A 14,560-nucleotide genomic window follows, 5' to 3' on the forward strand; every position below is an offset into this window, starting at 1 on the left:
CCGGCGCTCAGGTGTTCGGATGCTTGAGCTTTCCGCAGGGCCCGGGAACGGTGGACGTGCTGCGCGAGGTGAGGAGCGTCTCGACGATCTGTCGATCCTCGGGGCTCAGTGACGGGTCTATGTAGTTGAGTTCGGGCGCGCCCAGTTCGCGGACTCGCCCGGCGAGGGTCGCGACAAACGAGACGCGTTCTTCGTCGTCGTCGTTGACGTCGTGGATCTGCAGCACCGACACCGGAAACTTGCGCAGCGTCACAGGCAGGAAGCGGGCGCCGAGCACATGGTCGACGTTGAATCCCGCCCACTGCCCCTGGTTGGCCTCCACGCATTCGGCGTCGGAGTGAATTGCGCTCTCGCCGATGTACTTACGTGCGGGCAGCATCTTCTTGGGTGCAAGTTCGGATGCGCCCTGCTGAAGGACGGGAAAGTCGCCGTCCGAGTACAACCAAGGCTGGTTGGCCATCTTGATCAACCGACCGGCGTCCAGATCCGGGAGATAGCGAGACTTGAGGAGAAACGCGACGCTGTCGACCGAGATGCCCAGCAGTTCTGCGGCCTTCTGTCGGCTCATCGCGAACGTCGGGGCATTCTTCGGGGCGATCTGGATCAAATTGACCATGCGAACTCCTGTAAGTGTTCAATTGTTGCGGGCTTGGTACAGCTGACATGACAATTCGCCGATTATCAACCTCTAGCTGATTTCCGACTTGTAGATGAGTCGGTTGTCACCATCCGAGTTCACGCAACCGGGGATCTCCGATCCCGAAGTGGTGGCCGATTTCGTGGATCACGGTTCGGCGAACTTGCTCGATCACCTCGTCTTCGGTGCTGCAGATCGCACAGATGGCCCTGCGGTAGATCGTGATGTGATCGGGAAGGACGCCGGCGTACGTGGTGGTTCTCTTGGTCAGTGGGATGCCCTGATACAGCCCGAGTAGCCCCGGTCGTCCACCTTCGAGTTGAACGGTCACTGCGACATTGGCCATCTCCGCACCCAATTTCGGTGGCAGGCTGTCGAGCGCCCGCTTGACCATGTCCTCGAACTGGCTGTCGTCCACGTCGATCATCTGCCCATTGTGCGTGCGGGGGCGGGATCCGGGTGTGTCCATGTGGAAACAGTGCAGCTTACGGCTATGTTCATTGCGTGGCCGAAGACCTCTATCACCGTTACGAATTCACATTCATCGTTCAGATGCTGACAGTCTCGCAAGAGCAGGCGATCGAAGAGAGCTTGGGCGGAAGGGTCGAGGACCGACGCGGGCTGGAGCTGCTGACGCTCACCTCGGAAGGTATGCGAGCGGCGACAACGGCTATCACCGTGGTGGACCAGTTGGTGGCTGCAGGCGTGCGTCCCCAGCGGACACATCCCGATCTGGTGTCACGTCAGGACATTGCCGACCGTGCGGGGGTGACGCGGCAAGCTGTCGGGCAGTGGGTGCGAGGGGTCCGGCAGGCGGCTACGCCTTTCCCGATTCCGTACAACTCGGTTGCCGGGGGGATCTGGTTCTGGGGCGACGTCCTGGATTGGTTGCGCCGTCAGGGGTACAGCCAGGACACCGGTTTGCGCTACCCGACGCTGGATGAACATATTCGCATCGACCGCCATATCGCGATCAATCACAAGACTGTGGGTTGATCGATCAAACGGTTTGCTTGAAAATAGCTATTGAAACAAACCGACGGTAGGTATAAAGTCCCTAAATACCTCAATCAATCTATCGGTGCGTCGGTCCTGCTCTGGGGGGAGTCTGGTCTGCGCTGCAGATACCCGAGCATGCGAGCAGGAATTCATGGTTTCGACCCCCGAAGTACGACCGATGCCCAAATCGGCCGCGCTCACGACTTCTGTGGCTATTTCCAGCGATGTAGCAACGGCTAAGCTACGTGAAGGTGTATCGGGCAGGGGCCGTCTGCGAGCGGCGACGGCGGCGCTGTTCCGGCGCTCACGCCCACGTACGACCTTCGCGCCACCGTTGAGCGTGCTTCTTCTCGTCACCTCCGACAACGGTCTCTCGCAGCGGGCCGGTCTTGTTCTTCGCGAGGCGGGACACCAAGTCCGTACAGCCGTCGTCGCCGACGCGGACGCAGTGCTGGCCGCGACTTCTTCGGGAGATTTTGACCTCGTCATCTGCCCGTTCTTGAAAGCCTATGTCCCGGAATCTGTTTGGCAGCGGTGGACAACGATCATCATCCATCCCGGCCCGCCCGGAGATCGCGGGCCGTCGTCGCTGGACTGGGCGATAACGGATGGCGAACCGATCTGGGGTGTCACGGCATTGCAGGCCGCTGAGGAACTCGATGCCGGGCCGGTGTGGGCGTGGCGGACGTTCGAACTCCGGAACGGGGCAACCAAATCCTCGGTATACAACGAGGAAGTCACCGACGCGGCGATGGAGTGCATTGGAGAGGTCGTCGAACATTTCCGTACTCCTTACTTCCAGCCGATTCCATCGGACCGAGTTGCGCGGCCCGTGGCTTCGACCCGATCGCGGCCGAGCATGAAACAGGCCGATCGCGTTTTCAGCTGGGAGGAAGACGCGTCGAGCATCGTCCGCGCCGTCAACGCCGCCGACGGGTTTCCCGGCGTCGCCGTTCAGTTGGGGCTCGACCGGGTCTACGTCTACGACGCTCACCTCGATACCCACGTCGATGCAGCGCCCGGCACCATCGTCGAGTACTTCCACCAGGCAATACGTGTTGCCACCGGTGCGGGCTCCGTTTGGATCGGACATGCGCGGCTCGTCGGCGCCGGCAATGTCAAACTTCCGTCGACCGCGGTCGTACGTCCGGACGTGTTCGTTCCACAGGTCTGGGAGAGTCGTTACCCCGAGACCGACTATCACCGCGACGGCGAAATCGGATATATCTCGTTCCGCTTCTACAACGGTGCGATGAGTACGAAGCAATGCGCGCGACTGGCCTCCAGGCTCCGCTGGGCGATCGCGCAGGACACCAAGATCCTTGTCCTGACGGGTGACTACGACAGATTCAGCAACGGTATCCACCTCAACGTCATCGAGGCCGCGTCGGATCAAGCCGGAGAAGCGTGGGCCAACATCAAAGCCATCAACGAGATCGCGAAAGCGATCGTCACCTGTACGGAACAGGTTGTGGTGGCGGCATTCACAGGCAACGCCGGTGCCGGCGGGGTCATGCTCCCGCTTGGAGCCGACGTAGTCGTGGCCAGGGACGGTGTGGTTCTCAATCCTCATTAAGCCACGATGGGCCTGTTCGGCTCGGAACTGCGCACGTACACACTTCCGGCTCGGGTCGGCGAGCAGCAGGCCCGCAGTTTGCTGGCCGAGTGCAGTGCGATAGGCATCCGTCGAGCCTTGGACATCGGACTTGTCGACGCGATCGGCCCCAGGCGGCCGGATCTGTTCGAGGCGTGGTTGCGCGAGGTCGCCACCGACTTGCTCGAAGGAGATCGGCTGGAATCGATGCTGGAGCGCAAACGTCTTCGACTGGAACGTGATCCGGTGGAGCCCTACGAGGAGCGTGAGCTCGAAGAGATGAAGATCGACATGTTCGGTGACCGCAACGGGTTTGCCGAGAAACGCCGGAACTTCGTGCTCAAGCTCTGATCGACACGCTGTTCGCCGACGCGACACGGGCAGTGCGAACAACGTCCCACAGTCGTCGCAGCAGGTCGTCACGCCTCTGCGCAGTGGACACGCTCGGGGCCTGATTGGTCGATATCGACGCAGCCACGGTGAGAATGGCTGCCACGTTGTCGGCGGTGTCGATCACCTGTAAATGCCGAGGTGACAGTGTCGACGGCCAGCGGTGTCCGGCCTGTGCCTGCAGGGCTTCGGCGACCAGCGTACGAGCGTCGTTTCCAGGCATTCCGGTGGCTACGGCCGGAAGCCCGCCGAGCACCTCGGCTGCGTCCCGAACAGCCTGGCGCAGTTCGTATTCGGCTTCGCGGAGTCCGATCGATTCGGCGCTGCCCGCCACAGTGGGAATGGAGAAGACCGTCCATCGCAAGACGTCCGGGCCTTCCTTCGACGGCACGAGTCCGACTCCCGGCTTGCCGACGGCGCCGATCTGTATCCCTTCACCCGTTGCGATCGCAGCGCGCGCGAACTCGGTCCCGGTGGGCAGACCACGTACATCACCGGCCGTGGGAAGGACCAGGCGGACCTCGGCAGCCTCCGAGCGCGCGATTCTGAGCAGGGTGGGCACACCGGAAGCCGTGACTCCCGGCCATTCGAGATCGTGGCGGACCGCGGTTTCCGCATCGGCGGCGCCGATCAGGTGCATCGGTGCCCACGCGGCAAGGGCGTCGATGACGTCGTCCGGCGCAGCGTCGCCGGCGAGCCATGACGCTGCCCACACGGTGAGGGTTGCGCTGGGAGAACTCATGACCGTGAAGTTTAGTTCGGCGTGGCGACATGCGCGGCCCCGGCGTTGTGACCTAGCGTGATCCGGCGTGAGCGGTGGCAACGGATACGGTGACATTTTTGCGGGTCATACCCGCAAACAGAAGCGCGTGACGCCTGAAGTGGCGGCCGAGCGTGATCTTGTCGTCGAGGATGCGGCGACGGGATTCTGCGGTGCGGTAGTCGGTTTCGAGCGCACGTACGACGGCGATTTCGTGCGACTCGAGGACGGTCGTTCCCGGACGCGGTTGTTCGCGATGCGCGAGGCGGCCTTCCTCATCGACGGCTCACCGGTCACCCTCGTACGCCCGGCCCCCAAGCCCGTGTCCACCAGACCCGCACGGTCGGCTTCGGGTTCGACGCGAGTCGAAGGCTTACGCGCCCGCACGGCACTGCCCAGCCGGATCTGGGTGGAGGGAGTACACGATGCTGCCCTCGTCGAGCGGGTGTGGGGTCACGATCTTCGCGTCGAAGGTGTTGTCGTCGAACATCTCGAAGGACTCGACAATCTGGGGGAGCGGCTTGCCGAATTCGGGCCTGGTCCCGGCCGCCGCGTCGGGGTCCTGGTCGACCACCTGGTCACCGGTTCCAAGGAAACCCAACTGACTCAGGGCCTCGGCCCGAACGTGTTGGTGACCGGGCACCCGTACATCGACGTGTGGGAGGCCGTTCGTCCCAAATCTGTCGGAATCGCCTCCTGGCCGAAGATTCCACGCGGCGAGGATTGGAAGACGGGAATCTGCCGCGAACTGGGCTGGGGGACACCTCAAGAGGGCTGGCGGCGGGTCTACAACTCGGTCGAGAGCTTCCGCGATCTGGAAGCTCCTTTGATCGGTGCAGTCGAACAACTTGTCGATTTCGTTACCGAGCCGAACTGACGTAGCGGCGGCCTGGGTCACACATTCTGGTTAGATGGTGTTGTGGCTGCACTTATTTGGCTGATCGGAGCACTGGTGCTCGCCGGGGCCGAAGCGCTGGTGGGGGATTTCTTCCTGCTGATGCTCGCCGGTGGGGCGCTCGCTACTGCCGGTGTCAGTGCTGTCACCGACTTCCCGGTCTGGGTCGACGCCGTCATGTTCGGAGTGTTCTCCGCCGCCCTCGTCCTGGGCGTGCGACCGATCATGTTGCGTCGCTTCGGTAGTCCGCCGCCGACCCCGACCGGAATACAGGCACTCGAAGGTAAGCACGCTCTGGTTCTGGAAGAAGTGGGCGAGCATTCCGGGCAGGTCAAGTTGGACGGCGAGGTGTGGACTGCCAGGCCGTACGACACCACCGAGGTGTACCCGCCGGGCACCAAGGTGACGGTGATGGAAATCAACGGCGCAACAGCAGTCGTCTGGAGGGGACCTTAATGGCAGCACTCATAGTGCTCGGTGTGTTGGTGCTATTCGTGATCTTGGTGGTCGCGAAGTCGGTAGCACTGGTACCGCAGGCAGAAGCCGCGGTGATCGAGCGGCTCGGTAGGTATTCGAAGACGGTGTCCGGGCAGCTCACGTTCTTGATCCCGTTCGCCGATCGTGTGCGCGCCAAGGTGGATCTTCGTGAGCGGGTGGTCTCCTTCCCACCGCAGCCGGTGATCACCCAGGACAACCTGACACTGTCCATCGACACGGTGGTGTACTTCCAGGTCACCAATCCGCAAGCTGCGGTGTACGAGATCAGCAACTACATCGCTGCCGTCGAGCAGTTGGCGACCACCACGCTGCGAAACGTCGTCGGCGGAATGACCCTCGAAGAGACGCTTACCTCGCGTGATTCCATCAACGGTCAGCTTCGTGGTGTCCTCGACGAGGCGACCGGTCGCTGGGGCCTGCGAGTGGCCCGCGTCGAGCTCAAGAGCATCGATCCGCCGCCCTCGATCCAGGAGTCGATGGAAAAGCAGATGAAGGCGGACCGCGAGAAGCGCGCGATGATTCTGACGGCTGAAGGTCACCGCGAATCCGCTATCAAGACCGCCGAGGGCGCCAAGCAGAGCCAGATTCTTTCTGCCGAGGGAAACAAGCAGGCCTCGATCCTGAACGCCGAGGGTGAGCGTCAGTCCCAGATCCTTCGTGCTCAAGGTGACCGCGCGGCCAAGTACTTGCAGGCTCAAGGCGAGGCCAAGGCCATCGAGAAGGTTTTTGCTGCCATCAAGTCCGGTAAGCCGACTCCGGAATTGCTTGCATACCAGTATCTTCAGACGTTGCCGCAGATGGCGCAAGGCGATGCGAACAAGGTGTGGCTCGTACCCAGCGACTTCGGTGACGCGCTGAAGGGATTTGCCAAAACGCTTGGCGCGCAAGGGCAGGATGGCGTTTTCCGGTATGAGCCGCCGGCCGCCGAAGAGAATCTTCCCAATCCTGAGGACGATTCAGCCGAGGTGGCGGAGTGGTTCGAGACCAAATCCGATCCGGCTATCGCGGAAGCAGTGCGCGCTGCTGAAGTTGCTGCACGCACACCGGTCGAAGACCCGGCAGCTGCGGTCAGGCACCGCCGTGAGAGTGCGCCCGAGCAGCCTGGATTCGTAGATCCCGCGTTGCCACAGCAGGGCGAAAATCCTTGGCCGGGTCAGTTGCCGCCCGAGCGTGAAGATTTCCAGCAGAAGTACCCGTACCAGGGGCAGCCGCCCGAGGGTGGCCAGCGCCAGTAGACGCCTCTCGTAGCGAACGTTGATCGGGACGGGCACTCATCACCTACGTGATGAGTGCCTGTCCCGTTCCGCATACGGCGATCGCCCAGAGGACACTGACGAAGGTTCCCATGATGAACTGCTCGGACGCATGAGGTTCGCGAAGTTCCGGGTACCGCGCGAGCCCCTTGACTGCCAAGACGATCGCGATGCCTTCCGGCCAGGTTGCGAGAACCGATGCCGCCACCGCAAGCCGTTCGAGGATGCCGATCACACGTCCGCCCCGAAGAGGTCCGGCGTCCGGTGCCGGGCTCCCGTCCGGTTGGCGACGAGCGATCTTGAAGGTGGCAAGTACCAACGGTGCACCGGCCGTGGCGGCGGCAAGTACGCACAGGACAAGCGTCGCCCCGAGAGCGAAACCGGTGACCGGGGTCGTTCGGGTCGATGCCAGTGCGGCAACACCCAGCGCCGGAAGAGCCACCACGGACGACGCCCATTCGGGGACTTCGAGTCGACCACGACTGAGCGGTCCCAGTGCCGCTGCAACTGCTGGTGCCGCGGCGGCGACGGCGAGCGCGATCAACGCCAGAACGACCATGTATTCGAGCCCCCTGCTGTGTCGACGAGTTTGTACCGGTGCGAGCGTGAGCAGTCTAGGGCTGGAGTCTGACCAAAAGTCGTTCTGCGAGTCTGCGCCCGGCGAGTTCTGCGTGCCACCCGGCTGTCAGGAGTCGCTTGGACATGGCCTGTTTGGTGATTCCGAGGTGGGCCGCTGCGCTGACCTGAGTGAGTCCGCTGTCCATCAGGGCGATGGCTTCGCGTCCGTCCTTCGTCTGTCTCGTGACGATCGTTCCGAGCAAGGTGAACGCGGCATCGACATCTGCGGCGAGTTCGTCGCGTGAGCTATCCGCCGGCGCCTGTTCGACGGCAATTCTGGCCGGAGCTCGCTTGGCTCGCTCGACGGCGATCCGAGCAGCTTCGAATGCCGGTCCGCGTCCGGCCCGGGTCTGCCGTGGGAGAGGCTGCTCGACGGGACCGATCCCGATCCCGACACTCCAGCGCTCGCGCCGAATCAGCTCGAGTGCGACGAGGACGAGTAGCGCCGGATCGTCGGTCACCGCTTGAATCTCGTCGCCCGCTGTGCGCTCGAATGGCCGCAGGAGCCTGCGATCGGCCATGTCGTCGATGATGTCCCCGACGCGGTCGACATCGCGTCGGCTACCTCGCTGATCCACTGTCAGTACGAACATTAGTCAATGCTAGATAGTTGACTCTCAATAGTCAATCGTTTTGGGTTGACTCAATCAAATCAACCTCTTGAGGTTGACCGTTGTCAACGATGGTTTCGCCCGGTGAAGGCTGACGGCGAGCGTCGAACACCAGACCGGCGATGCCAATCGCAATGCAGATCCCGGACAGAATCAGGAGACGAGGATCGGCTTCGCCGGAGAGCGCATCGCCCAGAACGACAATCCCAACAGTGCCGGGCAAAATGCCGACGACGGTGGCAAGGATGTAGGGCACGATCCGGATCGACGAAATGCCGCAGCAGTAGTTCACCACCGAGAACGGGACGAACGCGATCAAGCGCAGAGACCCGACGGCCAGCCACCCCCGCTTTTCGATCCGCTCGTCCACCCGCCGGATCGTCGGACTCGAAATCCGTTGCCACACGACGTCGCGGCCGATCGCGCGGACAAGGTAGAGGGCCAGAACGGCGCTCACAGTCGTTGCCGCCACAGTAAGGGCGATGCCGGTTGCCGAGCCGAAGAGAACCCCCGCGCTGAGCGTGAAGACGGTGCGCGGGAACGGCGCGACGGTGACTATCGAATGAACCAGGAAGAACACGAGGGGAAACGCCGGGCCAACCGAGTCCGCCCACTCGCGTACCTGAGACACCGTGGGATGTGGGGCGAGGAGGGCTGCGAGGAACAAAGCGAGCACTACCAGGACTATTGCGATCAATCTTCGGTCCAGCAGGCGTCCCATCACAGGTCACAAGGCTACCTGCGAACGGTGAACCAGGCCGACTGCCGACCTGCAATCGCGAGTCGAACATCGCCACGGGGGCGGGAAAGCGACGTGCTCCAGGCGACAATGAAACGGCGCTGTGACGAAAACCACTAGGCTTTCGGAGTGGCCTTCACCTGCAGTCCCGGCCAGTGAAACGAACTCGCGGGTAACCCGCAAACATGCTGAACAATCGCTAGGTAAGGGCCGGTTACACGTGCACGAACGACCGAATCCGCACGTCGCCCGGCCGGTCGGAAAGTGGCCACGAACAGCCCTGTGAAGAACATGACGTGATCCTCACGATATCTGGGCTCAACCGCGGGTTAGCATCACAGAACTAACGAACAAATCCGATTATCGGTAAAGCGCTCACGCAAAAAATGAGAGGGAGCGGACACAGTGTCATTAGCTTCAGAAGCCGAGGCTGTCGAGCAGGCGTACGCGGAGTGGCAGCGCTCCGTAGCCGGTGTGCTCGCCAAGTCCCGCAGAGTCGATGCGGCAGAACTGGGCCCCGAGCCACAGAAACTGCTCGAAACCGTCACCTACGACGGTGTCACTGTCGCACCGCTCTACAGCCCACGCGACGAGCGTCCCGAGCAGAGCTTGCCGGGCACGTTTCCGTACGTGCGTGGCGTCGACGCTCACCGTGATGTCAATGCCGGTTGGTTGGTTTCCGCTGCATTCGGAACCGCCTCGGCGGCCGAGACCAATCGCGCCATCCTGGACGCCCTCGAAAACGGAGTCAGCGCACTCTGGTTGAAGGTGGGCGCCGACGGCGTTCCGGTCACCGACCTCGCCGCTGCGCTCGAGGGCGTGCTTCTCGACCTCGCACCGCTCACGCTCGATGCAGGCGCAGCGACAAACGATGCAGCCCGAGCACTCTTCTCACTCCTCGATGCACGCAGCGAAGCCGGCGACGGTGTCAGCGATCGCAGCAGCATCCGAGTTCACCTCGGTGCAGCACCGCTGACCAGTTCGTTCTCCGGCGCAGCCGACGTCGAATTTGCAGGCGCAGTCGAGTTGGCCGCCCTCGCCGCCGCTCGTGCGGAAACCGTGCACGCGATCACCGTGGACGGCACGGCCTTTCACAACGCGGGTGCCGGGGATGCCGAAGAACTCGGAGCCGCAATCGCCGCCGGCCTCGAGTACCTCCGTGCACTCACCGCCCAGAGCGGCCTGACCATCGGTGCCGCGTTGTCGCAGTTGGCTTTCCGCTACGCGGCAACCGACGATCAGTTCCAGACCATCGCGAAGTTCCGCGCCGCACGTCTCGTATGGGCACGCATCGCCCAGGTCTGCGGAGCTTCCGATTTCGGTGGAGCGCCGCAGCACGCAGTCACCTCCGCCGCGATGATGGCTCAGCGTGATCCCTGGGTGAACATGCTGCGCACGACCCTCGCCGCATTCGGCGCCGGCGTCGGCGGAGCAGACGCGGTGACTGTTCTTCCGTTCGACGTCGCCCTGGCCGACGGCACCCTCGGCGTCAGCAAGTCCTTCTCCTCGCGCATCGCGCGCAACACACAGCTGCTCCTGCTCGAGGAGTCGCACCTGGGCCGTGTCCTCGATCCGTCGGCCGGGTCTTGGTACGTCGAGGACCTGACACAGCAGATTGCCGCCACCGCGTGGGAGTTCTTCCAGGAAATCGAAGCAGCCGGCGGATATCTGGCGGCACTCGAAGCGGGAATCGTCTCCGGTCGCATCGCCGCTACCAAGGCCAAGCGCGACTCCGACATCGCACACCGCAAGACCACGGTCACCGGTGTCAACGAGTTTCCGAACCTCGGCGAAACGCCGCTGTCCGCCGAAGCCGTCGAGCCCGGTCAGTCCGTCGCCCGCTACGCAGCTGCATTCGAAGCGCTTCGTGACCGTTCGGACGCGTTCCTCGCCGCCGGCGGCGCCCGTCCCACTGCGCTTCTCGCGCCGCTGGGCTCGGTTGCAGAACACAACGTGCGCACCACGTTTGCGTCCAACCTGCTCGCTTCGGGTGGTATCGACGCAGTCAACCCCGGCCCGCTCGAGGTGGGCGCCGAGGCCATCTCCGCTGCAGTCAAGGCTTCCGGTGCCACCGTCGCCGTGCTGTGCGGCACGGACAAGCGCTACGGCGAGAGCGCCGCAGCGGCCGTCGCCGAACTTCGCGCCGCCGGCATCACCAAGGTGCTGCTCGCAGGACCGGAGAAGGCAGTCGCCGACGCGACCGGCGATTCTCGCCCGGACGGATTCCTCACCGCCCGCATCGACGCAGTGTCGGCTCTGACCGAACTGCTCGACTTCATCGAGACGGGAAGCTCCAAGTGACGACACGAGAGGTCAAGCACGTGATCGGCAGTTTCGCCGAGGTCCCACTCGAGGACCCGCAGTCTCCGGCACCCACACCGCCGTCGGTCGAGCAGGCCCAGGCGCTCATCGAAGAGGGCGCCAACGCCAACAACTACGCCGCCGAGCAGGTTGTCTGGTCCACCCCGGAAGGCATCGACGTCAAGCCGGTGTACACCGGTGCGGACCGCACGGCCGCCGCCGAGTCGGGTTACCCGCTCGACAGCTTCCCGGGCGCAGCGCCGTTCCTGCGTGGTCCGTACCCGACCATGTACGTGAACCAGCCGTGGACCATTCGCCAGTACGCCGGATTCTCCACTGCCGCGGAGTCGAATGCGTTCTACCGTCGTAACCTCGCGGCCGGTCAGAAGGGTCTCTCGGTCGCCTTCGACCTCGCCACACACCGCGGCTACGACTCCGATCATCCTCGCGTTGCCGGTGACGTCGGAATGGCCGGTGTCGCAATCGATTCCATCCTCGACATGCGTCAGCTCTTCGACGGAATCGACCTCTCGCAGGTCTCGGTCTCGATGACGATGAACGGCGCCGTGCTGCCGATTCTCGCGCTGTACGTCGCTGCGGCAGGCGAGCAAGGTGTCACTCCGGACAAGCTGGCCGGAACGATCCAGAACGACATCCTCAAAGAGTTCATGGTTCGTAACACCTACATCTATCCGCCGAAGCCCTCGATGCGGATCATCTCGGACATCTTCGCGTACTCCAGCGCGGAAATGCCGAAGTACAACTCCATCTCCATCTCGGGCTACCACATCCAGGAAGCCGGAGCGACGGCCGATCTGGAACTGGCGTACACCCTCGCCGACGGCGTCGAGTACATCCGCGCCGGCCTCGACGCCGGTATGGACATCGACAAGTTCGCACCTCGCCTGTCCTTCTTCTGGGCCATCGGCATGAACTTCTTCATGGAGGTCGCCAAGCTCCGCGCCGGACGCCTCCTGTGGGCCGAGCTTGTCGCCAAGTTCGATCCCAAGAGCGCGAAGTCTCTCTCGCTGCGTACCCACTCGCAGACCTCCGGCTGGTCCCTGACCGCGCAGGACGTCTTCAACAACGTTCCGCGTACCTGCGTCGAAGCCATGGCTGCCACCCAGGGCCACACTCAGTCCTTGCACACCAACGCACTCGACGAAGCGATCGCATTGCCGACGGACTTCTCCGCCCGCATCGCCCGTAACACCCAGTTGCTGCTGCAGCAGGAATCCGGCACCGTGCGTCCCATCGACCCGTGGGGTGGCTCGTACTACGTCGAGTGGCTCACCAACGAACTCGCCAACCGGGCTCGTAAGCACATCGAAGAGGTCGAGGAAGCCGGCGGAATGGCTCAGGCCATCAACGAAGGCATCCCGAAGCTGCGCATCGAGGAGGCTGCCGCCCGCACCCAGGCACGCATCGACTCCGGTCGGCAGCCGCTCGTCGGCGTCAACAAGTACGTTCCCGACGAGGTCGACACCATCGAAGTTCTCAAGGTCGAGAACTCCAAGGTCCGGAAGGAACAGCTCGAGAAGTTGGTTCGTCTTCGCGCGGAACGTGATCCGGAAGCCGTCGAGGCCGCACTGGCGAACCTCACTCGAGCTGCCGCATCCACCGAAGGCGGCATGGAGAACAACCTCCTCGCCCTCGCTGTCGTCGCCGCCCGCGCGATGGCTACCGTCGGCGAGATTTCCGACGCCCTCGAAAAGGTGTACGGACGCCACCAGGCCGAGATCCGCACCATCAGTGGTGTGTACCGCGACGAGGCAGGAACGGTGAGCAACATCAGCAAGGCGATGGAACTGGTCGAGAAGTTCGCCGAGGACGAGGGACGTCGTCCCCGCATCCTCGTCGCGAAGATGGGCCAGGACGGTCACGACCGTGGCCAGAAGGTCATCTCCACCGCCTTCGCGGACATCGGATTCGACGTCGACGTCGGACCGCTGTTCCAGACCCCCGAAGAGGTCGCCAATCAGGCGGCCGACAACGACGTCCACGTAGTCGGTGTGTCGTCGTTGGCCGCCGGTCACCTGACCTTGGTGCCGGCGCTGCGGGAGGCTCTGGCTGCGGCCGGTCGTCCCGACATCATGATCGTCGTCGGCGGCGTCATTCCGCCCGGTGACTTCGACGAACTCTACGAGGCCGGCGCTGCTGCCATCTTCCCGCCCGGCACCGTCATCGCCGACGCTGCCAGCGGATTGTTGGAGAAGCTCTCCGCCCAACTGGGTCACGACAACAGCTGAGAAGGGGGTCACTGAAGATGGCACGTCAGCCCATCGACATTGATTCCCTCGCCGAGGCGGTGCGCGGAAATCAGCGTGCCGGCCTCGCTCGGGCGATCACCCTCGTCGAGTCCACCCGCGACGACCACCGGGCCCTCGCGCAGCAACTTCTACTGAAGTTGCTGCCGGAGGCCGGGGGAGCGCACCGGATCGGCATCACCGGCGTTCCCGGCGTCGGCAAGTCGACCTTCATCGACGCGCTCGGAATGTACTTGCTGGGCAAGGGACATCGGGTTGCGGTGTTGGCGGTCGATCCGTCGTCCACCCGCACCGGCGGCTCGATTCTCGGCGACAAGACACGCATGGCTCGGCTCACCGTCGAACCGAATGCGTACATCCGGCCGTCACCGACGTCCGGCACGCTCGGTGGTGTTGCCAAGGCAACCCGCGAGACTATCGTGCTTCTCGAAGCTGCCGGTTTCGACGTCATCCTGGTGGAAACGGTGGGTGTCGGCCAGTCCGAAGTCACTGTTGCCAACATGGTGGACTGCTTCACGTTCCTGACCCTCGCTCGTACCGGTGATCAGCTCCAGGGCATCAAGAAGGGTGTCCTCGAGCTCGCAGATCTGGTGGCGGTCAACAAGGCCGATGGCAAGCATGAGCGCGAGGCAAAGGGCGCTGCCCGTGAATTGGCGGGTGCGCTTCGCCTGATCTACCCGCACGACGCCATCTGGAAGCCGCCCGTCATCACGATGAGCGGTCTCGAAGGTGTCGGGCTGGACGAGTTCTGGGGAACTGTCACCAAACACCGTGAGGTGCTCACCGAAGCGGGACAGTTCGAGGAGAAGCGTCGCAAGCAACAGGTCGATTGGACCTGGACGATGGTCAACGATCAGCTGCTACGCAGGCTCTCGAGCAACGATCGGGTGCGTGCGATCCGGGCCGACGTCGAGCAGAGCGTGCGTGACGGTTCGCTGACGGCAGCGTTGGCGGCGGGGCGAATTCTCGACGCGTTCGACGGAAGCAACTAGCGCGGA

The 14,560-nt window shown here is 63.4% G+C and carries 15 protein-coding genes; 9 read left to right on the top strand and 6 right to left on the bottom strand.

Annotated features, from left to right (window positions below; translation table 11 throughout):
- Positions 1–7 precede the first annotated feature (7 nt).
- Positions 8–616: a transcriptional regulator gene (locus tag BH682_RS14480; protein ID WP_007727873.1), complete on the bottom strand. Its 609-nt coding sequence runs from the start codon at positions 614–616 to the stop codon at positions 8–10.
- 106 nt (positions 617–722) lie between these two features.
- Positions 723–1,064: a metallopeptidase family protein gene (locus BH682_RS14485; protein ID WP_075835276.1), complete on the bottom strand. Its 342-nt coding sequence runs from the start codon at positions 1,062–1,064 to the stop codon at positions 723–725.
- A gap of 77 nt (positions 1,065–1,141) precedes the next feature.
- On the opposite strand from BH682_RS14485, the gene BH682_RS14490 reads away from it, so the two are divergent.
- From BH682_RS14490 to BH682_RS36695, 3 genes are all read left to right on the top strand, one after another.
- A complete protein-coding gene (locus tag BH682_RS14490; protein ID WP_075833168.1) occupies positions 1,142–1,633 on the top strand; it encodes a hypothetical protein in 492 nt (163 codons plus the stop codon).
- A gap of 154 nt (positions 1,634–1,787) precedes the next feature.
- Positions 1,788–3,212, top strand: coding sequence for a formyltransferase family protein (locus BH682_RS14495; protein ID WP_223304524.1), 1,425 nt, complete (start codon positions 1,788–1,790; stop codon positions 3,210–3,212).
- A gap of 6 nt (positions 3,213–3,218) precedes the next feature.
- Positions 3,219–3,581 (top strand): hypothetical protein, encoded by a 363-nt coding sequence (locus BH682_RS36695; RefSeq protein WP_223304525.1) that lies wholly within the window; start codon positions 3,219–3,221, stop codon positions 3,579–3,581.
- Here BH682_RS36695 and BH682_RS14500 read toward each other — a convergent pair.
- On the bottom strand, positions 3,571–4,362 hold the full coding sequence (locus BH682_RS14500; RefSeq protein ID WP_075833170.1) for a hypothetical protein: 792 nt from the start codon (positions 4,360–4,362) through the stop codon (positions 3,571–3,573). The genes BH682_RS36695 and BH682_RS14500 overlap by 11 nt on opposite strands.
- 67 nt (positions 4,363–4,429) lie before the next feature.
- Here BH682_RS14500 and BH682_RS14505 point away from each other — a divergent pair, with 67 nt between their 5' ends.
- The 3 genes from BH682_RS14505 to BH682_RS14515 are packed head-to-tail and all read left to right on the top strand — an operon-like array spanning position 4,430 to position 7,008.
- A complete protein-coding gene (locus BH682_RS14505; RefSeq protein WP_064688207.1) occupies positions 4,430–5,257 on the top strand; it encodes a DUF3097 domain-containing protein in 828 nt (275 codons plus the stop codon).
- Positions 5,258–5,299: 42 nt separating this feature from the next.
- Entirely contained in the window at positions 5,300–5,731 is a 432-nt protein-coding gene (locus BH682_RS14510; RefSeq protein WP_003944877.1) for an NfeD family protein, read from the top strand.
- Positions 5,731–7,008, top strand: coding sequence for an SPFH domain-containing protein (locus BH682_RS14515; protein ID WP_075833172.1), 1,278 nt, complete (start codon positions 5,731–5,733; stop codon positions 7,006–7,008). The genes BH682_RS14510 and BH682_RS14515 overlap by 1 nt, the downstream gene beginning before the upstream one ends.
- A 43-nt stretch (positions 7,009–7,051) precedes the next feature.
- On the opposite strand, the gene BH682_RS14520 is transcribed toward BH682_RS14515, so the two are convergent.
- The 3 genes from BH682_RS14520 to BH682_RS14530 are packed head-to-tail and all read right to left on the bottom strand — an operon-like array spanning position 7,052 to position 8,976.
- Positions 7,052–7,585, bottom strand: a complete 534-nt coding sequence (locus tag BH682_RS14520) for a hypothetical protein (RefSeq protein ID WP_075833173.1) — start codon at positions 7,583–7,585, stop codon at positions 7,052–7,054.
- Between the two features lie 55 nt (positions 7,586–7,640).
- Complete coding sequence (locus BH682_RS14525; protein WP_075833175.1) at positions 7,641–8,237, bottom strand: hypothetical protein; 597 nt, start codon at positions 8,235–8,237, stop codon at positions 7,641–7,643.
- A 31-nt stretch (positions 8,238–8,268) separates the two neighbouring features.
- Positions 8,269–8,976, bottom strand: a complete 708-nt coding sequence (locus BH682_RS14530) for a TVP38/TMEM64 family protein (RefSeq protein ID WP_058038785.1) — start codon at positions 8,974–8,976, stop codon at positions 8,269–8,271.
- A gap of 423 nt (positions 8,977–9,399) precedes the next feature.
- Between BH682_RS14530 and mutA the strand changes: the two genes are divergently transcribed.
- Genes mutA through meaB form a run of 3 tightly spaced genes read left to right on the top strand, consistent with a single transcriptional unit; the run spans position 9,400 to position 14,554 of the window.
- Positions 9,400–11,295 carry a methylmalonyl-CoA mutase small subunit gene (gene mutA, locus BH682_RS14535; RefSeq protein WP_030536386.1) on the top strand — a complete coding sequence of 632 codons (1,896 nt, stop codon included), beginning with the start codon at positions 9,400–9,402 and terminating at the stop codon, positions 11,293–11,295.
- Positions 11,292–13,544 (top strand): methylmalonyl-CoA mutase, encoded by a 2,253-nt coding sequence (gene scpA, locus BH682_RS14540; RefSeq protein WP_003944912.1) that lies wholly within the window; start codon positions 11,292–11,294, stop codon positions 13,542–13,544. Before mutA ends, scpA begins: the two co-directional genes overlap by 4 nt.
- A 17-nt stretch (positions 13,545–13,561) precedes the next feature.
- A complete protein-coding gene (gene meaB / locus BH682_RS14545) occupies positions 13,562–14,554 on the top strand; it encodes a methylmalonyl Co-A mutase-associated GTPase MeaB (RefSeq protein ID WP_003945003.1) in 993 nt (330 codons plus the stop codon).
- The last annotated feature ends 6 nt before the right edge of the window (positions 14,555–14,560 follow it).

The sequence above is a fragment of the Rhodococcus sp. YL-1 genome, assembly GCF_001942025.1.
GTDB lineage: Bacteria > Actinomycetota > Actinomycetes > Mycobacteriales > Mycobacteriaceae > Rhodococcus_F > Rhodococcus_F qingshengii.